Annotated in this window: 15 protein-coding genes; 6 read left to right on the top strand and 9 right to left on the bottom strand. The window is 60.0% G+C overall.

The features are described from left to right. Positions 1-27 precede the first annotated feature (27 nt). Positions 28-1,641 (top strand): EAL domain-containing protein, encoded by a 1,614-nt coding sequence (locus PMI23_RS16280; RefSeq protein ID WP_007911787.1) that lies wholly within the window; start codon positions 28-30, stop codon positions 1,639-1,641. On the opposite strand, the gene PMI23_RS16285 is transcribed toward PMI23_RS16280, so the two are convergent. Both PMI23_RS16285 and algB read right to left on the bottom strand, forming a co-directional pair. Next, positions 1,638-3,428, bottom strand: a complete 1,791-nt coding sequence (locus PMI23_RS16285) for an ATP-binding protein (protein ID WP_007911788.1) — start codon at positions 3,426-3,428, stop codon at positions 1,638-1,640. The genes PMI23_RS16280 and PMI23_RS16285 overlap by 4 nt on opposite strands. A gap of 10 nt (positions 3,429-3,438) precedes the next feature. Next, positions 3,439-4,785 (bottom strand): sigma-54-dependent response regulator transcription factor AlgB, encoded by a 1,347-nt coding sequence (algB, locus tag PMI23_RS16290; RefSeq protein ID WP_007911789.1) that lies wholly within the window; start codon positions 4,783-4,785, stop codon positions 3,439-3,441. A 428-nt stretch (positions 4,786-5,213) separates the two neighbouring features. Here algB and PMI23_RS16295 point away from each other — a divergent pair, with 428 nt between their 5' ends. The 5 genes from PMI23_RS16295 (at position 5,214) to PMI23_RS16315 (ending at position 9,602) form a co-directional block, all read left to right on the top strand. Beyond that, positions 5,214-5,498: a hypothetical protein gene (locus tag PMI23_RS16295; RefSeq protein ID WP_007911790.1), complete on the top strand. Its 285-nt coding sequence runs from the start codon at positions 5,214-5,216 to the stop codon at positions 5,496-5,498. Positions 5,499-5,570: 72 nt separating this feature from the next. Beyond that, positions 5,571-5,735 carry a DUF1328 domain-containing protein gene (locus PMI23_RS29330; protein WP_003177151.1) on the top strand — a complete coding sequence of 55 codons (165 nt, stop codon included), beginning with the start codon at positions 5,571-5,573 and terminating at the stop codon, positions 5,733-5,735. A 2-nt stretch (positions 5,736-5,737) separates the two neighbouring features. Beyond that, a complete protein-coding gene (locus PMI23_RS16305; protein WP_007911791.1) occupies positions 5,738-6,202 on the top strand; it encodes an inhibitor of vertebrate lysozyme family protein in 465 nt (154 codons plus the stop codon). Positions 6,203-6,904: 702 nt separating this feature from the next. Then, entirely contained in the window at positions 6,905-8,236 is a 1,332-nt protein-coding gene (gene gltP, locus PMI23_RS16310) for a glutamate/aspartate:proton symporter GltP (protein WP_007911792.1), read from the top strand. 136 nt (positions 8,237-8,372) lie between these two features. After that, positions 8,373-9,602, top strand: coding sequence for a nucleoside recognition domain-containing protein (locus PMI23_RS16315; RefSeq protein ID WP_007911793.1), 1,230 nt, complete (start codon positions 8,373-8,375; stop codon positions 9,600-9,602). Positions 9,603-9,720: 118 nt separating this feature from the next. Here the strand turns inward: PMI23_RS16315 and PMI23_RS16320 are convergent, their stop codons facing one another. The 7 genes from PMI23_RS16320 to PMI23_RS16350 all read right to left on the bottom strand — a co-directional run bounded on the left by PMI23_RS16320 (position 9,721) and on the right by PMI23_RS16350 (position 17,686). Continuing rightward, positions 9,721-10,347, bottom strand: coding sequence for an ABC-type transport auxiliary lipoprotein family protein (locus PMI23_RS16320; RefSeq protein WP_007911794.1), 627 nt, complete (start codon positions 10,345-10,347; stop codon positions 9,721-9,723). Further along, positions 10,344-11,282, bottom strand: a complete 939-nt coding sequence (locus PMI23_RS16325; RefSeq protein WP_007911796.1) for an MlaD family protein — start codon at positions 11,280-11,282, stop codon at positions 10,344-10,346. Before PMI23_RS16325 ends, PMI23_RS16320 begins: the two co-directional genes overlap by 4 nt. Position 11,283: 1 nt before the next feature. After that, a complete protein-coding gene (locus PMI23_RS16330) occupies positions 11,284-12,087 on the bottom strand; it encodes an ABC transporter ATP-binding protein (protein WP_007911797.1) in 804 nt (267 codons plus the stop codon). Then, positions 12,084-13,232, bottom strand: coding sequence for an ABC transporter permease (locus PMI23_RS16335; protein ID WP_007911798.1), 1,149 nt, complete (start codon positions 13,230-13,232; stop codon positions 12,084-12,086). The genes PMI23_RS16330 and PMI23_RS16335 overlap by 4 nt, the downstream gene beginning before the upstream one ends. A gap of 54 nt (positions 13,233-13,286) precedes the next feature. Continuing rightward, positions 13,287-14,315, bottom strand: a complete 1,029-nt coding sequence (locus PMI23_RS16340) for a DUF5924 family protein (protein ID WP_007911799.1) — start codon at positions 14,313-14,315, stop codon at positions 13,287-13,289. 185 nt (positions 14,316-14,500) lie between these two features. Further along, positions 14,501-15,880 carry a M16 family metallopeptidase gene (locus PMI23_RS16345; protein ID WP_007911800.1) on the bottom strand — a complete coding sequence of 460 codons (1,380 nt, stop codon included), beginning with the start codon at positions 15,878-15,880 and terminating at the stop codon, positions 14,501-14,503. A gap of 147 nt (positions 15,881-16,027) precedes the next feature. Then, entirely contained in the window at positions 16,028-17,686 is a 1,659-nt protein-coding gene (locus tag PMI23_RS16350) for a Na/Pi cotransporter family protein (protein ID WP_007911815.1), read from the bottom strand. Between the last annotated feature and the right edge of the window lie 264 nt (positions 17,687-17,950).

The following is a 17,950-nucleotide window of genomic DNA, read 5'->3' on the forward strand; positions in this document are numbered from 1 at the left end:
CATTGGTAATTCTTCGGATATTCCTTGATGGCTGCTACCCGAGAGACGTTGCGTAGCTGGTTTTATCGCCCCTGGTTTTTGGCGATGATCGCGGCTGTCCTCAGTGCCAGCCTGCTGATCGCCGGCGGAATGTTCGTGGCGATGCGCCAGGTCGAGCAAAGCGAAAGCCAGCAAATGAACGCACAAGGCGAGCGGTTCCTCGCCCGCCTCGAACAATTGTTCGGCCAGTTGCGTGAAAGTCTCGATGATCTTGAAGCGCAGCCATTGCGCAGTTGTGACGATGAAATGATCGCCACCCTGCAGCAGGTCACCTTCAACTATCGCTTCGTGTATGAAGCAGCTTATATGGACGCTTCGCGGACCTGCTCGAACCGTCCGCGCCAGGAAGGCCCGTCGGTGGTTCGCGCGCCGGATATCAAAGGCCCGACTTACAGTTATTGGCTGAACACCACCACCGAACCCGATGAAAACCGTGCAGCGCTGATGCTCGGACGCGGCAATTTCCGCGTGGCCACCTCGCGCGGGCATCTGACCGACATGGTCGATCTGTCGCCCGGCAGCAGCCTGCTAGTGGTGCTCGATCACGGCACCCGGGCCATCCCGGTGCTCGGCATGGCGCAAGACTGGCCACCCACGGAACACTGGCCACCAAAGAGTCGCGATGCCCTGCAAGTCACGCAGACCCGGCTGATCTACCGCATGCCCACGGATAATCCGGAGTATCAGTTGGTGCTGATCACACCCAGAACCAGCATGCACATCCCGGCTATCTGGTGGTGGATGATTCCGGCGTGCGTGCTGCTTGGCGCCTTTTCGGGTTTCTTCGTTTTCCTGCTGGTGCGCCAGCGCCAGTCACTGGACGCCGAACTGCACGGCGCGATCCGGCGCGGCGAGTTGCAGGTGCTCTATCAGCCGATCTTCGATCTCGACAGCCGCAACTGCGTCGGCGCCGAGGCGCTGCTACGCTGGCGTCGCCCGGACGGCACGCTGACCAGTCCCGACCTGTTTATCCCCATGGCGGAAAACACCGGACAAATCCGCCAGATGACCGACTTTGTTCTGCAGCGCTTGCTGGAGCAACTGGGCCAGTTGCTGCGCGCCAATCCGCAGCTGTATATCTCGGTCAACCTTGCAGCCTGTGACGTGATGGTGCCGCGCATTGGCCAGGTCATGGCGCGGCTGCTCACGCTCCATCGCGTCGCCGCGCGGCAGATTGCCTTCGAAGTTACCGAGCGCGGTTTGATTGATGTGGTGGTGGCGCGGGAAAACCTGCAAGCCTTGCGCGATGTCGGCCACCAGGTGCTGATCGACGATTTCGGCACCGGCTACTGCAGCCTCGCCTATCTGCAGACCTTGCCGGTCGATTGCCTGAAAATCGACAAAGCATTTATCGACGCACTGGGCCATGACGCAGCGAGCAGCGGCGTCGCCCCGCACATCATTCACATGGCCCAGGCGCTGGATCTGAAGGTGATTGCCGAAGGCATCGAGCTGGAATCGCAGGCTGAGTTGCTCAGCAGCGAAGGCGTGAAATTCGGCCAGGGCTGGTTGTTCGCCCATGCGCTCAGCGCGGTGCAGTTCATCGAACTGATCACCCGTGGCCGACGCCTTGCCGGACGGCGAATGGACGATGAAGCCTAGACCGTCAGCGCCATATAAAACTGCGTACCTTGCCCCGGTCGCGAGTAAACGCCCATGCGTCCGCCATGCAGCTGGACGATTTCCTTGCACAGCGCCAAGCCCAGACCGGCACCACCCTTCTTGCGCCCTACCTGTACGAACGGTTCGAAGATCCGTCCTTGCTGACCGTAGGCAATGCCTTCGCCGTTGTCTTCAACACTGATGATCACTCGCTCGCCGTGCCGGCGTGCCTGCAAGCGGATCTGACCGTTGCGGGCGGTATGGCGCAGGGCGTTGTCGATCAGGTTATCCAGCACGCGATCGAGTTGCGCCTGATCGGCCTGCAAACGTGGCAACGGCCCCTGCACCTCGACATTCAGGGCGATGCCCTTGGCCGCCGCCGAATCGGCAAAGCGTAGTTGCGCCTGCTCCAGCAAGTCTTCGATGGAGCATGGTGCCAGGGTGAGTTTCTGCAGGCCATTCTGATAACGCGAGAAGTTGAGCAAGTCATTGATCAACTGCATCAGGCGCTGCATTTCCTCATTCACGGTGTCGAGCAGATCGGCCTCTCGCGACTCCGCGGGATACTTCGCCCGTTCGCGGAACAGGCCGAACGCCATGTGCATGCCGGTGACGGGGGTGCGCAGCTCATGGGAAGCGCGCAAGACGAACTCGCTGCGCACCCGTTCGAAGGCGCGTTGCTCGGTGACATCGTGCAGCACCATCACCGCGCCGAGGATATGTCCCTGGGTGTGGCTGACCGGGGTCAGGCTGTAGGTCAGCAGGCGGGATTCGCCGTCGACCTCGATGCTCAAGTCTTCCGGCGCGCGCTCCAGGGAGCCGCCGCGCAGCACCAGTTGCAGCTGCGCATCCAGCTCTGGTCGCTCCAGCGCCGTGCCCAACCCTTGGCCGAGACGATCATCTTCCCAGCCCAATTGTCGCTGGGCCACTGGGTTGAGGTGCTCCAGATGCCCTTGGCGGTCGATCATCAGCAAGCCGTCATCGATGCTGTCGAGCACCGCTTGCAAGCGTTGCTGACCGGCGAGCAGTTCATCAACGTTGGTCGCCTGGTGCTCGCGAAGCGCCTCGGCCATCAGGCCAAAGCGTTTGGTCAGCAGGTTCATTTCCATCGCCGAGGAAATCGGCAGGGTCACTTCAAAATTGCCCTGGCCGATATTGTCTGCGGCTTTCGCCAGCGCCTCGATCGGCGCGCCGAAACGCCGAGCAATGCCGTGGGCCGTGATAAAACCGATGATCAGCACCGCCAGCCCGACAAAGCCAAGCAGACCCGCAATCAACAAGGCACGGTCGCGCGCCTCACGCTGTACCGCGTTGATGTTGTCCAGTGCATGCTTGTGTTCGGTGATCAGTCCGTTGCGCAGTGTGTTGAAGCGCTCTCGAAAGTCGGCGCTGCTGCTCATCGAGCTGGCCGGGTCACGCGACAAATCAAACGCTTCCAGAAAGCTCAGATAATCCGCTTTTGCCCGACTGAAGCCATATAGCCGGCCATCGCCCTCTTGCTCTTGGGCGATGCCTTGGTCCAGTAACTCGAAGTAATGCTGTTTCGACGCTTCGAACGCCACCGGATCAGGCTTTTCCGCCAGCATGATGATCAGTTGATCACCCAGCGTCTGGCGCAGCTTGAGACCCAGATCGAGGGTGACGAAGTTGCTGCGCACCAACGCCTCTTGCGTTCCCGCCATCTGCATCACGCTGACCAGCCCGAGCAGCAGCCCGAGCAAGGCCACGGTGATGAGCGCGGAAATACTCAAGAACAAACGGGTCCGCAACTTCATCGCCAGTTTCATCGCCGGGCGCTCACAGGTTGTACTGCTTGCGCTTGCGATACAGGGTCGAAGCATCGATGCCGAGGGTTTTTGCCGCTTGATCCAGCGTGCCGGCGGTGGCGAGGACCGCGCCGATGTGGGCTTTCTCCAATTCGTCGAGGCTCAATGCCGCACCGACTCGAGGGGCGTTGTTGACCGGTTGTTCGGCCATGCCGAGGTGGCTGATCTCCACACGCTCCTGCGGGCAGATGATGCTTGCCCGCTCAACCACGTTACGCAGCTCGCGAATGTTGCCCGGCCAACGGTAGCCCAACAGTGCCTCGCGAGCCTCGTCGCTGAAGCCCCGTGCAGGGCGCGCATACTCTTTGACGAAACGCGCGAGAAAGCGATCGGCCAGGGTCAGAATGTCCTCGGCGCGCTCGCGCAAGGGCGGCAGATGCAGGGTGATGACATTCAGACGATAGAGCAGGTCTTCGCGGAAACGCCCGTCTCGGACCATGTCTTCGAGGTTGAGGTTGGTTGCCGCCAGAATACGCACATCGGCGCGACGGGTGACCGGATCGCCCACCCGCTCATATTCCTTGTCCTGAATGAAACGCAGCAACTTGGGTTGCAAAGTGAGCGGAAAATCGCCGATCTCATCGAGAAACAGCGTACCGCCGTCGGCCTGATTGACTCGACCCAAGGTGCTCTCGCTAGCACCGGTAAACGCGCCGCGACTGTGACCGAACAGCTCGCTTTCCATCAATTCCGCCGTCAGCGACGGGCAGTTGATGGTCACGCAGGATTTCTTCTCGCGCTTGCTCCAGCCATGAATCGCTCGGGCCAGTTCACCTTTACCGGTGCCGGACTCGCCGAGGATAAGAATGTTGGCGTCGGTGCCGGCGACCTGGCGTGCTGTTTCCAGTACCACTTTCATTGCCGGGCTGTGGGAGTCGAGACCGTCCTTCGGTTTGCGAATCTCGCCTTCGAGAGCTTCGAGGCGCGCTGACAGTTGGCGCACTTCCAGCTGTTTGGCGGTGGCCAGACGCAACTGATCCGGGCTGCACGGTTTCACCAGATAGTCGGCCGCGCCTGCCTGGATCGCATCGACGGCGGTATCGACAGCCGAATGCGCGGTGACGATGACCACACGCATCCACGGCGCCTGAATGCGCATCTGCGCCAGTACGTCGAGACCGTTGTCTTCGCCCAGACGTAAATCAAGGAAGCACAGGTCGAAGACCTGGCGTTGCAGCAGCGCGTCGGCCTGAGCCGCGCTGTTGGCTGTGGCAACCGTATAGCCTTCGTCTTCGAGGCAATAACGGAAGGTACGCAGGATGGCAGATTCGTCGTCCACCAGCAGAATGCGGCCTTGATGCTCAGTGGCAGATTCCATTTTTCCTACGCTCCATAGTGATTGGTCTTGGGTTAGTCCCGGAAAAATCGGGCAAGTTGCATGGTTGATTCTGAACGATGCCAGCCATAGGAGGGTAGCTCTCTCCTGCCATTACGGCCAAGTTGTTGGTTTTGCTGGTTTTTTAAACAATCACCGATTTGCAGGGCATTCCCTGCGTACTTTTCTGACATCTGCGCCCTGCTCTCAATTCCATAAGAATGAAATCTCCTACGAAAAAATCGTGCATTGCGCACGATCTCAGATGCCCCATCGTGCAGGATGCGTCGCAAACGTTTTTTATCGCGCACATAACTCATTGATTTTATTGAATATTTTTCAATTAAAAAACTGGCATGCAGGCTGCAATACCTCACTTAGCCCGGGCAAAACATGAACTGCCCTAACCGAATAAGAGTGAGGAACCCAGGATGACTCGCCAACGTGCCGCCCAAGTGCGTATCTCGCCACTGCACATCCAGCAAGGTCTGTTTGGCGTATTGGCGCTGTTGATCACCCTGATCGCTTGCCAGCAATACCTGAGCTGGGAAAACAGCCAGAAAGTTGAGCCGCTGATCTCGATCCAGCACAGCACGCAAACGCACTTCAGCGCCGTCAGCAGCAGTCAGGCCGAAAGCGCCTCGATGCGCATGATGGACGTCGATCAGGCGCAGCCGCTGGATCAACTGCCACGTGAAGAGCGTTGGGTTTTCTAAAGAGCAAACGAATTCGGGCGCACAGCGCCGGGACATGCAACACCCCTAAATAGAGAAGTAAGGAGAATCACCATGTTGAGCTGGGCAATTACATTCTTGATCATTGCCATCATCGCTGCAGTACTGGGCTTCGGTGGTATCGCGGGCACCGCCACGGGTATCGCCAAGATTCTCTTTGTCGTGTTCCTGGTGATGTTCATCGCTTCCTTCTTCTTTGGCCGTCGCGGCCGAGGTTAACGATGAGTGCGTTAAAGACACTGGCAGCCGCCCTGCTTCTGGGCGGTAGTGCCATGGCGATGGCGGCCAATGACGGCCAGGCGCGGGTCAACGAACTGCTCGCCTCTGACGAGCAGTACCGTGAGACCTGGGAAGGCGTGATAAAGAAAGAAGAGCGCGTACCGGAATGGGTGATCAACCTGTCCGGGGCCTCCGAACAACAGATGAACGCGGTTACTGAAGACGGCAACAAGTACTTGGTGGGCCCGCTCTGCGAGAATCAGGACAAGTGCCTGAACCACCGTTTGATCGTCGCATTCAGTTTCGACAAGGATGACGCCTACGCCATGCTGGTTGATGTGCCTGAAGGCCTGCCGCAAGACAAGTCGCCGACGCGACATGCGACCTATCGCTTCTTCGGCAAACCCGATCAAGGCATGCAGGATCTACTGATGGAAACCCTGAAGAAAGATCCGAAGTGGTACTGACTTGAACATGAAGGCAGCAGCCCTGCTGCCTTCCATTGCGCCCACCTGAGGAAGGCAGGCGCATGACCAAGGGGCCGGGACGTTCTGACTGTTGCAGGGTCGGAGTGACCTACGGGTACAGGGAGTGCCTGCGAGAGGGCCGGGTCAGGGTAAAAGCTGCGCCGCAGGTTCGCCGACCCACAGTGGCTCGACGGACTTGCGCTGAGCTTTCAAAAAGACAAAACATTGATCCAGAGCGTCCAGCTCGCTGTTTTTATCGCTGACACTGCGCGCGAAAACATTACGCGGTGTTTCCTGGCGACCGTATATCGACAAAAAAACCGCTTAAACAGTAGGACTTCTAGTCTTGCCACGTAGGCATTTTCCCAAAATTTTTGTCGATTTTTCTCGTTCAAAAAATAATCAACCTGCTCTGTGATGGCCGGTTCACGGCACTTATGCCGGCCGAAATGTCACAATCGAACCGGTTGGGACGCCAGTTTCAATTAAAAAAGCTCATGCCGATTCGGCATAGGGTAGGCGTTTACGGCATTAGACGGCGCAACCTTGCATCGGAATAGTTGCGCCTTTTTTCGCCTGCCGAAGAGCCGTAAATACGCGCTTCGGGGCACCTTATACGGAGGCAGATGCACAGACTTTTCCGCTAAAGAGCGTTCCAGTTCCTGCATGTGCCTGAGTCAAACGCAAGTAAGGGTAAAGATAATGAAGAAGGCAAAACTTAGCCTCGCCTGGCAGATCCTCATCGGTCTGGTATTGGGTATTGCAATTGGTGCGTTGCTCAACCACTTCAGTGCCGAGAAAGCCTGGTGGATCAGCAACGTCCTGCAACCGGCAGGCGATATCTTTATCCGTCTGATCAAGATGATCGTGATCCCGATCGTCATCTCTTCCCTGATTGTCGGTATCGCCGGCGTGGGTGACGCCAAGAAACTCGGGCGCATCGGCCTGAAGACGATCATCTATTTCGAAATCGTCACCACCATTGCCATCCTCGTTGGTCTGGTATTGGCAAACGTATTCCATCCGGGTGCCGGCATCGACATGAGCACCCTGGGCACGGTGGATATCTCCAAGTACCAGGCGACCGCCGCCGAAGTGCAGCATGAACACGCGTTCATCGAGACCATCCTCAACCTGATCCCGTCGAACATCTTCGCGGCCATGGCTCGCGGCGAAATGCTGCCGATCATCTTCTTCTCCGTACTGTTCGGTCTCGGTCTGTCGAGCCTGCAGTCGGATCTGCGCGAGCCGCTGGTGAAGATGTTCCAGGGCGTCTCGGAAAGCATGTTCAAAGTCACCCACATGATCATGAACTATGCGCCGATCGGCGTATTCGCACTGATCGCGGTGACGGTGGCCAACTTCGGCTTCGCCTCGCTGGTGCCGCTAGCCAAACTGGTCATCCTGGTTTACTTCGCCATCGCCTTCTTCGCCTTCGTGGTGTTGGGCCTGATCGCCAAGATGTTCGGTTTCTCGGTGTTCAAGCTGATGCGCATCTTCAAGGATGAGCTGGTCCTGGCCTACTCCACCGCTTCTTCGGAAACCGTGCTGCCACGCGTGATCGAGAAGATGGAAGCCTACGGCGCGCCGAAAGCCATCTGCAGCTTCGTCGTGCCGACCGGTTACTCGTTCAACCTCGACGGTTCGACCCTGTACCAGTCGATCGCGGCAATCTTCATTGCGCAGCTGTACGGCATCGACCTGTCGATCAGCCAGCAACTGCTGCTGGTCCTGACCCTGATGGTCACCTCCAAAGGCATCGCCGGTGTACCGGGCGTGTCCTTCGTGGTGCTGCTGGCAACTCTGGGCAGCGTCGGTATTCCGCTGGAAGGCCTGGCGTTTATCGCCGGTGTCGACCGCGTCATGGACATGGCCCGTACCGCACTGAACGTGATTGGTAACGCGCTGGCCGTGCTGGTTATCGCACGCTGGGAAGGCATGTACGACGACGCCAAGGGCGAGCGCTACTGGAACTCCCTGCCGCACTGGCGCAGCAAGGAAAAACTGCCAGCAGGCGAAATCTCCAAGAACTGACACACCCCTGTAGGAGATTGAGGTCAACCCGGTAAATGGGGTGGCAGCAGGTACACACAAACCCCGGAGAAATCCGGGGTTTGTCGTTTCTGGCGACCCCGCTATCATTCGCCGCATTCTTCGGGGGATTTGACTGATGCTTAATGGCCTGTGGCTTGGCTTCTTCATCGTGGCAGCCGTATCGGCGCTGGCGCAGTGGCTGATCGGCGGTAACGCCGGGATCTTTGCGGCGATGGTGGAAAGCATTTTCGCCATGGCCAAGCTCTCGGTCGAAGTCATGGTGCTGCTGTTCGGCACCCTCACCCTGTGGCTGGGCTTCCTGCGCATTGCCGAGAAGGCCGGGATCGTCGAGTGGCTGGCGAAAGTGCTCGGCCCGCTGTTTCTGCGGCTGATGCCGGAAGTCCCGGCCGGTCACCCTGCCCTTGGCCTGATCACCCTGAACTTCGCCGCCAACGGTCTCGGCCTCGACAATGCGGCCACGCCGATCGGTCTGAAAGCCATGAAGGCGCTGCAGGAGCTCAATCCCAGTGCCACCATCGCCAGTAACGCGCAAATCCTCTTCCTGGTGCTCAACGCCTCTTCCCTGACCCTGCTGCCGGTAACGATCTTCATGTACCGCGCCCAGCAAGGCGCACCCGACCCGACGCTAGTGTTCCTGCCAATTCTGCTGGCGACCAGCTGCTCGACGATTGTCGGCTTCCTCTCGGTGGCGTTCATGCAGCGGTTGCGGATCTGGGATCCGGTGGTGTTGGCATATTTGATTCCGGGCGCGCTGATTCTCGGTGGATTCATGGCGCTGTTGGGTACTCTTTCAGCAACGGCCTTGGCGGGATTGTCGTCGATCCTCGGCAATCTCACGCTGTTTGGGTTGATCATGCTGTTTTTGCTGATCGGCGCGTTGAAGAAGGTCAAGGTCTACGAGGCGTTTGTTGAGGGCGCCAAAGAAGGCTTCGACGTCGCGAAGAACCTGCTGCCGTATCTGGTCGCGATGCTCTGTGCGGTCGGCGTGCTGCGCGCCTCCGGGGCACTGGACTTTGGTCTGGACGGCATTCGGCATCTCGTCGAGTGGGCCGGTTGGGACACGCGGTTTGTCGATGCGCTGCCGACGGCGATGGTCAAACCGTTCTCCGGCAGTGCGGCGCGGGCGATGTTGATCGAGACGATGAAAACGTCCGGTGTCGACAGCTTCCCGGCGCTGGTCGCGGCGACGATTCAGGGCAGTACCGAAACCACGTTCTATGTGCTGGCGGTGTATTTCGGTGCGGTGGGGATTCAACGCGCGCGGCATGCGGTGGGGTGTGCGTTGTTGGCGGAGTTTGCCGGTGTCGTGGGTGCGATTTTCGTCTGCTACTGGTTCTTCGGCTGAACAAATATCCAAACTGTAGGAGTGAGCCTGCTCGCGATAGCTGGGTGACAGTCACTGATGATGGTGGCTTATAGACCGCTATCGCGAGCAGGCTCACTCCTACATGGATTGTGGTGAATCAGGGCTTTGGGGGAGCGAGTTTCTGGCCTTGCTCTACGGCCCAGGCGACTACTTTGGCGGTGAGACGATCACTGGCCTGACCAAACCCGGCGACCACCGCCGGCACCTGCACATCGTTCAATGGCTGACGCTCCTCAAACCGCCGACTGGCCAGAATCCGCTGGTCATAACCGCGCACCAGCAACGCATCAACCCGCACCACGACGCTGGCCTGCGTGCCCTGATACTCGGTCTGAAACGCCTGCAAACTCCCACCCAATTCCAGATCCGCCGCAAAGTTGCTGTCATCGGTACTCAGCAACGTCACCCTGCCATCACGCGCAAAGCCGTCGAGCAAACGATTACGCACCAGCACCGGTGCCGGATCGCTCCAGCGCGAGCCCTTGTAGCTGCTGATCACGTCACCCTGCGGAATCACCGCAATCGTCGGCCGGTTCAACGCTTCACTGGCCTGCAGCTTGTTCAACCGCAGCGACCACGACTGAGTCGCCGCCGAACGGGCCGAGGCGGGCGCCTGGGCAGTCGGCAGGCGATAGACATCCGACGGCTCGGACTCGGGCAGAATCGAACAGGCGCTGATCAAGGAAAAACCGGCAGCGAAGAGGGCGAGGCGAGTCAGCTTCATGGCGTGAATTCCTTGTTCTTGTCACGGCCCAGCAGGTAACCGCTGGGGTTGGCCTCAAGGCGTTGGGAAATGGCCCGCAGCGAGGTCAGCGTCTCACGCAGTTCGCGGATCGCCGGGGCCAGGCCATTGAGGCCCTGCATGCCGTTGTCGAGGGAGTTTTCGTTTTTGCTGAGCAAGGTGCTGATGGTGGTGGTGCTTTGTTCCAGCGACTTCATCGCCTGCTCGGCGCTGCCCAGTGCCTGTTTGCCCTGATCGTTGATCAAACCATTGGCGTTGCGCATCAGCAGCGAGGTCTGTTCAAGCATGCTGCCGGCCTGTTTGCCGACGGTCGCCAGTTGCTGCATGGCTTGTTTGATGTCGCCGCGCTGATCGTTGATGGTGCCGGTGGTTTGCTCCAGATGGGCGAGGGTCTTGCTCACACGCTCGACGTTCTCGGCAGAGAACATCTGATTGGCGTTCTGCAGCAGCGCGGTGATGCCGGTCATCAAATCGTTGGAGTCATTGAGCAAGCGCGAAATAGGCGAGGGCGATGCCACGATGGTCGGCAGATTACCGTCATGCCCACGCAGTTTCGGGCTCTCGGGCGTGCCGCCGCTGAGCTGGATGATCGACGTCCCCGTAATCCCGGCCAGCGCCAGTTTGGCCTGGGTGTCTTCCTTGACCGGTGTGTCACCGGCCAGGCGAATCCGCGCCAGCACCCGCCGCGGATCCTTTGGATCAAGGCGCAGGTTGATCACGTCGCCGACCTTGATCCCGCTGTACTGCACCGAGCTGCCCTTGGACAAACCGCTGACCGCTTCGCTGAAGACAATCTCGTAGTCCTTGAACTCGGTATCGACACTGGACTTGGCCAGGAACAGACCGAAGAGCAGGGCGCCTGCCACCACAATCACGGTGAACAGGCCGATCAACACATGATGCGCTCGGGTTTCCATGTCAGACCTCGTTGAGCAATTTGGCGGCGTCCAGCGCCGAGCGGCCGCGCGGGCCGTGGAAGTATTCGTGAATCCACGCGTCGTCGGTTTCCGAGACCACGTCGATGGGACCGGCGACCAAGACCTTTTTCTGCGCCAGCACCGCCACGCGGTCGGTGATGGTGTAGAGCGTGTCGAGGTCGTGGGTCACCAGAAACACACTGAGGCCGAGCGCATCGCGCAGGGTCAGGATCAATTGGTCGAACTGCGCCGCGCCAATCGGATCGAGGCCAGCGGTGGGTTCATCGAGAAACAGGATGTCCGGATCCAGCGCCAAGGCCCGGGCCAGAGCGGCGCGCTTGATCATTCCGCCGGACAGCGACGCCGGGTATTTGTCCGCTGCCGACAGCGGCAAACCGGCCAGCGCCAGCTTCACGGCGGCCAAGTGCTCGGCGTCGTTGCGGCTCAAGCCGGCGTGTTCGATGAGGGGCAGGGCGACGTTCTCGGTGACGGTCAGCGAGGAGAACAGCGCGCCTTTCTGGAACAACACACCGAAGCGTCGCTCGACCAGCGAGCGCTCATGCTCGGACAGGCTCGGCAGGTTCTTGCCGAACACTTTGACCATGCCTTCGCTGGGCCGGCGCAGACCGACAATGCTGCGCAACAGCACCGATTTGCCGCTGCCGGAGCCGCCGACCACGGCGAGGATTTCGCCCTTGTACAAATCCAGATCGAGGTTCTCGTGCACGCTCTGGCTGCCGAAGCGATTGCACAGGCCGCGGACTTCGATCACCGCCTCCGAGGGCGCGCGGGGTAGACGACTCACCAGCCCATCTCCATGAAGAACAGCGCGGCCACCGCATCGAGCACGATCACCACGAAAATCGATTGCACCACAGCGGAGGTGGTGTGGGCGCCGACCGACTCGGCACTGCCGCTGACCTTGAAGCCTTCCAGGCAACCAATCGCGGCGATGATGAAGGCAAAGATCGGCGCCTTCACCAAGCCTACGAGAAAGTGCTGAACGCCGATGTCCGACTGCAACAGCGTCAGGAACATCGCTGGCGAAATATCCAGCGACACCGCGCAAACCACGCCGCCACCGATGATCCCGCACAGCATGGCGAGAAACGTCAGCATCGGCAGCGCCACCAGCATCGCCAGTACCCGCGGCACGACCAGCAACTCCATCGGGTCGAGGCCGAGGGTGCGGATCGCGTCGATTTCTTCGTTGGCCTTCATCGAGCCGATCTGCGCGGTGAAGGCACTGGCGGTGCGCCCGGCCATCAGGATCGCTGTGAGCAGCACGCCGAATTCACGCAGGAACGAGAACCCGACCAGGTCCACGGTAAAAATCGTCGCGCCGAAACTGGCCAGTACCGTGGCGCCGAGAAACGCCACCACCGCGCCGACCAGAAAGGTCAGCAACGCCACGATCGGCGCGGCGTCGAGGCCGGTCTGTTCGATGTGCGCGATCATCGGCGTGATCCGCCAGCGCTTGGGCCGGAACAGGCTGCGCGCGATGGTTTCCATGATCAGGCCGACGAAGCCGAGCAATTGCAGGGTGTCTTGCCAGACGGTATCGACGGCGCGACCGATGCGCGTGAGCAATTGCACGCTGACGCTGATTTCCGGCTCTTTGATCGGCACGCAGAAATCGGTCATCGAGCAGTACACGGTTTGCAGCAGCGCGCGGTCGGCGGAGGTCAGGGTGCAATCGGGGTGTTCGGCGGATTGGCCGAGGCGTTCGGAGCCGAGCAGTTCGACCAGCAACGAAGCGCCAGCGGTGTCGAGGGCGCCGAGGCTGTTGAGGTCGATCGGGGTGTTGGCGTCGTATTGGCCGTGGAGCTTTTCGCTCAGTTGCTTGAGCTCGGCGTAATGGGCAAGCGTCCAGTCCCCCGTGACCCGCAGGCGGGCAGGGGTTATCGACGTGTCCAGTTGGGCATTTCCGCTGATCGAGCTGCTGGTCATAAGCTCCGTGCTTGTTCGGCCTTTATGCGAACTAACGTAATAGCACGAACCGGATTACTTTTCTTTGATCGCTGTGCTGTCCGTGACTTCGAAGCGCAGCACGCCGATCACCTGGCCATCCTCGGTCAGCACGCGCACCTGCCATTTGCCCGCCGGGTTGCCGGGGAAGTTCTGCTTGTGCGTCCACGCCCGGTAGCCTTCCTTGCGCCCGCCGTGGATGTCGAGGGCGATACGGTCGACCTCTTTGCCGTTGAATTGCCAGACGTGATAAATCCGCTCATCCAGCCCGCGCGGTGCATTGATCGCGGTGTAGGCGTAGAGGCCATCGCCACGAATCTGTTCGGCGCTGACCGTGTCGAGGCTGGCGCCGGGGGTGCGGTCCTGCATTTGCGTGCTGATCGCCACGTCGGTCATCCACAGCGTCGCCGGTGGCACCCACGAACGCAGCGCCCAACCCACGCCACCGATGCCGACCGTGATGCACAGGATCGCCAGGGCATTGCGCAGCGTGCGGATCGGGAAGATCGACGCCAGACTCGGGAACGACAACAGCACGGCAATGCCCAGCGCCCACTTGAAACTCTGCGCCGTGGTCAGGTGCATGATCACCGGCAACGCAGTGAGCAGGGCGGCGAACAGGGTCAGCGTGTGCAGCGCGAGAAACGCCCAGCGCCGTGGCGCCAGCCATTTGTAATAGAGCGGATCGACGATGGAAATCAGTGCCGCGACGCTGAGCAGGCCGGTGAAAAACAGCTGTCCGCTATTCCACGTCGTGGTGATGAAAAAGAACGGCAGGACGAAAAACAGGCTTTCCTGATGGATCATCTGCGTCGCGTAACGCAGCAACGGCTGGGGAATCTCGCGTTTGAAGATCCGAGTGAAAAGGCCGGTAAGGGTGTTTTCCAGCATCAGCCAGATCCAGCTTAGCAGCATGATCACGGTGATCCAGCTCGCCAGCCCTTGCTGACGATCGACCATGATGAAACTGCCGACCCCGGAGATGAACCCGCCAAGCGCAATGACCCCGGGATAGCGCTTCATCAGTTCGAGAATGCGCTGGATCAGGAGCTGTATTTTTGGCATTTGGGCGGTTCACGACTTGAGGGGAAAAAACCTCGACAGAGTAGCGCCCGCCGGGCGTTGTGGCGAGGCTGCCGGTCACTTATTCGGTGCATTTCAGGGCCTCAAAAGATCGCAGCCTTCGGCAACTCCTACATTTGGAACGCAATCCCCTGTAGGAGCTGCCGCAGGCTGCGATCTTTTGATCTTCAACCCCGCTTGCGGTGCAAACGCCAGCCGATCAGGACCAGCAACACCAGGCCCAAGCCACCCGCACTCAACCACAACACCTGATCATCACTGAGCAACGGCTTCTCGATCCGCAGATACCCCGGTTGCAGCAACAACTCGCGCATCGCCTTGTTCGCCGCTTCCAGCGTCACCCCTTGCAGCTCGCGCGCCGGATTGGCAAAGCGTCCGTCCTGGTAATCAGCGAGCGCGCTCCAGTAGTAATCCGCCATCGCGCTGTTGCCCTGCACCGCCCACGCCTGATGGGCGATCGAGGCCTGTTTGATCCGCGCAAAGGTGTCCGGGTCGAGACCGTTTTTCAGCAGGTCGGCCTTGAGGTCTTCCAGCACTTGAATGGCCTCGTCGACATCATCGCGATCGAGATCGGCATTCAGGCTCATAAAGCCGACACCGCCAAACACTTCACGCTCGGCCCATGGCCCGTAAGACAAGCCGTGGTTGAGGCGGATCTGTCGGTACAGCGCCCAGTCGAGGTAATCCTTGAGAATGTCGAAGGTCTGGTCGTACTGATCGTCGATCACCGGCTCCGGCACCAGCCAGTGCAGCTTGGCGCTGTCGCCGATAAAGCCACGGGTGAGGGTACGTTCATGGGCGGCACTGGTACGGATGTCCGGAAGCGGGCGGTGTTCGCTCGGCTCGACCGCTTCGAGTGCGCCCCAGGTGCGTTCCAGATAGGCCGGCAGCAGCTTGTCGAGTTCGCCGACGACGATCAGGGTCATGTTGTTCGGTGCGTACCAGGCCTTGCGAACTTTCTCCAGTTGTTCCTGAGTCAGGTGACCGACCTCGGCGCGCTGCGGGCATTTCAAGCCCAGTTCGACGGCGAGTTGATTGCTCGCGGTGTGGCCGAGATCCTGACGATCGAGAAAGCGTTGCAGCCGTGTGTAATGGCCGCCGTCCTCGCGCTCGACCACACGTTTGGCGGCGTTGATGGCGTTGTCGTCGATGCGCGTTTGCGTAAGCAGAGCGAGCAGCAGGTCGAGCACTTTGCGTTGGTTTTTCGCCGGGGCCTCGATGACAAACGTGGTGTCGGCATTGCTGGTGAACGCGTTCCAGTCACCGCCCAGCGCCTGCATGCGCTCCTCTAAACCACCTTCGCCGGTCGCATCGATGCCGCTGAAGAGCAGGTGTTCGAGCAGGTGCGGCAACTCCTTTTCGTCACAGTCGAAATCATCGAGGCCGACACCGACCACCAGCCGGATCGCCACGTGCCCGCGCTCGGTGCCGGGTTTGAGCATCAGTTGCAAACCGTTGGGCAGCGCATAGCCTTCGACCTGAAAACGATCCAGGGCAAAGGCGGGCAGGGAACCGAGCAACAGACAGGCGAACAACAGGCAACGCATAACAGGCTTCCGTACGGCTGATTTGGAGATCCGTGTCGTCAGTCAGGCCCCCATCGCGAGCAGGCTCACTCCTGCATTAGTGAGCCTGCTCGCGATAGCGGCCTGAAGGCTGAATCAATGTAACTGACTAAACCCAGCCCCAGACGTTCAAGGCGAATGCGTAATGTCGGCAATATCATCCGCCGCCAGCGCCCCGGTATCCGCCGTTTCCAGCACCACATACGCACTGCCGCAAAACAGCGAATTCAAGCGTTTCATGTCGGCAATCAACTCCAGGTGCAGCGAACTGGTCTCGATACTCTGCACGATCTTGCGTTGCAAACGGCTGACATGCGCATGGGCCAGACGCCGTTCCTGAGCGCGGAAACGGCGTTTCTCGCGCAGCAATTGCCGGGCACTTTCGCGGTCACCACTGAGGAACACCGAAAGGCCCAAACGCAGGTTGGAAATCAGTTGCTGCTGCAATCCGGCCAGATCCTCCAGACCTTCTTCGGAAAACGAACGCCGCTGCGAGGTCTTCTGCTGCTGGATCTTGCGCAGCATGCGTTCGATCAGGTCGGCGGCCAGTTTCAGGTTGATTGAAAGCTCGATGATCTCGGCCCAGCGTCGACTGTCCTGCTCGCCGAGGTCTTCGCGGGGCATCTGCGCCAGGTACAACTTGATCGCGCTGTAGAGCGCTTCGACGTCGTCGGTCAATCGGCGCATTTCCTGGGTGACGGCGGTCTGCTTGCCGCGCAACACATCGAGGGTCGCGTCGAGCATGTTGTCGAGCAGATCGCCCATGCGCAGGGTTTCCCGCGCGGCGTTGGCCAGCGCCAGGCTCGGTGTAACCAGCGCCGTCGCGTCGAGATGGCGCGGTTTGGCGGTGCCGTTGACCTCCGGCCGCTCTGGCAGCAGCCAGGCGCAGAGGCGTGCCATCGGCCCGACGCTTGGCAGCAGAATCAGGCAGCGCGCGGTGTTGTAGAGCAGGTGGAAGCCGATGACCATTTCCTGCGGGCTGAAATCGAGGCTGTCGATCCAGTGCACCAGCGGATCGAGCACCGGGATGATCAGCAGCAGACCGATCAGCTTGTACAACAGACTGCCCAACGCCACTTGCCGCCCGGCGGCGTTCTGCATGCTGGTGCTCATGAACGCGAGAATGCCGCTGCCGATGTTGGCGCCGATCACCAGACCGATCGCCACTGGCAGGCTGATCACACTGGCCCCGGCCAAGGTCGCCGTGAGCAGTACGGCGGCGAGACTGGAGTAGGAAATCATCGCGAACAACGCGCCGACCAGGGCGTCGAGGAGAATGTCACCGGTCAACGAAGCGAAAATCACCTTCACCCCTTGCGCGTGGGTGATTGGCGCAGCAGCCTCAACGATCAATTGCAGCGCGAGAATGATCAGCCCGAGGCCGATCGACACCCGGCCCATTTGCCCGAGCCGCGTCTGTTTGCGCGACAGAAAGAAAATCACCCCGAGAAAGATCAGCAGCGGCGACAGCCATGACAGGTCAAACGTCAGCACCCGCGCCATCAGCGCGGTACCGACGTCGGCGCCGAGCATGGTCGCCAGCGCCGGGGTCAGCGCCATCAGACCCTGACCCACGAAGGAGGTGACGAGCATGGCCGTGGCATTGCTGCTCTGCACCATGGCGGTAACGACAATGCCGGCAACGAACGCGAGCCAGCGCTTGGACATGTTCTGGCCAATCACATGGCGCAGGTTGGTGCCATACACCCGCAGGATGCCGGTTCTGACGATGTGCGTGCCCCAGATCAGCAGGGCGACGGCGGAAAGCAGATTGAGCAGGGTGAGCATGCAGACCCCCTGTAATAGCAGTGCCTCAGAGAGGCAAGTTGACGGTACCGCGCGGTTTCTACGTTTTTGATACTTAAGCTGTAGTTGGCTAACGGTCTGGGCGCCAGCATTGCACAGCTAAAGTGTCGATTGAAACAAAAGTGTCATGAAAAGCGCTTCATACACTCACCGGAATCCACCACAAACAAATGTAGGAGTGAGCCTGCTCGCGATAGGGCCATCAGCCTCAACATTGATGTTGACTGAAAGACCGCTATCGCGAGC

Origin of the sequence: Pseudomonas sp. GM24 (assembly GCF_000282235.1) — a bacterium.
In the GTDB taxonomy this organism is placed as follows: Bacteria; Pseudomonadota; Gammaproteobacteria; order Pseudomonadales; family Pseudomonadaceae; genus Aquipseudomonas.

What these genes read in the sequence shown, in the direction of transcription:
- PMI23_RS16280 (WP_007911787.1), top strand. Translation starts at nt 28, where the DNA reads ATGGCTGCTACCCGAGAGACGTTGCGTAGCTGGTTTTATCGCCCCTGG.
- PMI23_RS16285 (WP_007911788.1), bottom strand. Translation starts at nt 3,428, where the DNA reads ATGAAACTGGCGATGAAGTTGCGGACCCGTTTGTTCTTGAGTATTTCC.
- algB (WP_007911789.1), bottom strand. Translation starts at nt 4,785, where the DNA reads ATGGAATCTGCCACTGAGCATCAAGGCCGCATTCTGCTGGTGGACGAC.
- PMI23_RS16295 (WP_007911790.1), top strand. Translation starts at nt 5,214, where the DNA reads ATGACTCGCCAACGTGCCGCCCAAGTGCGTATCTCGCCACTGCACATC.
- PMI23_RS29330 (WP_003177151.1), top strand. Translation starts at nt 5,571, where the DNA reads ATGTTGAGCTGGGCAATTACATTCTTGATCATTGCCATCATCGCTGCA.
- PMI23_RS16305 (WP_007911791.1), top strand. Translation starts at nt 5,738, where the DNA reads ATGAGTGCGTTAAAGACACTGGCAGCCGCCCTGCTTCTGGGCGGTAGT.
- gltP (WP_007911792.1), top strand. Translation starts at nt 6,905, where the DNA reads ATGAAGAAGGCAAAACTTAGCCTCGCCTGGCAGATCCTCATCGGTCTG.
- PMI23_RS16315 (WP_007911793.1), top strand. Translation starts at nt 8,373, where the DNA reads ATGCTTAATGGCCTGTGGCTTGGCTTCTTCATCGTGGCAGCCGTATCG.
- PMI23_RS16320 (WP_007911794.1), bottom strand. Translation starts at nt 10,347, where the DNA reads ATGAAGCTGACTCGCCTCGCCCTCTTCGCTGCCGGTTTTTCCTTGATC.
- PMI23_RS16325 (WP_007911796.1), bottom strand. Translation starts at nt 11,282, where the DNA reads ATGGAAACCCGAGCGCATCATGTGTTGATCGGCCTGTTCACCGTGATT.
- PMI23_RS16335 (WP_007911798.1), bottom strand. Translation starts at nt 13,232, where the DNA reads ATGACCAGCAGCTCGATCAGCGGAAATGCCCAACTGGACACGTCGATA.
- PMI23_RS16340 (WP_007911799.1), bottom strand. Translation starts at nt 14,315, where the DNA reads ATGCCAAAAATACAGCTCCTGATCCAGCGCATTCTCGAACTGATGAAG.
- PMI23_RS16345 (WP_007911800.1), bottom strand. Translation starts at nt 15,880, where the DNA reads ATGCGTTGCCTGTTGTTCGCCTGTCTGTTGCTCGGTTCCCTGCCCGCC.
- PMI23_RS16350 (WP_007911815.1), bottom strand. Translation starts at nt 17,686, where the DNA reads ATGCTCACCCTGCTCAATCTGCTTTCCGCCGTCGCCCTGCTGATCTGG.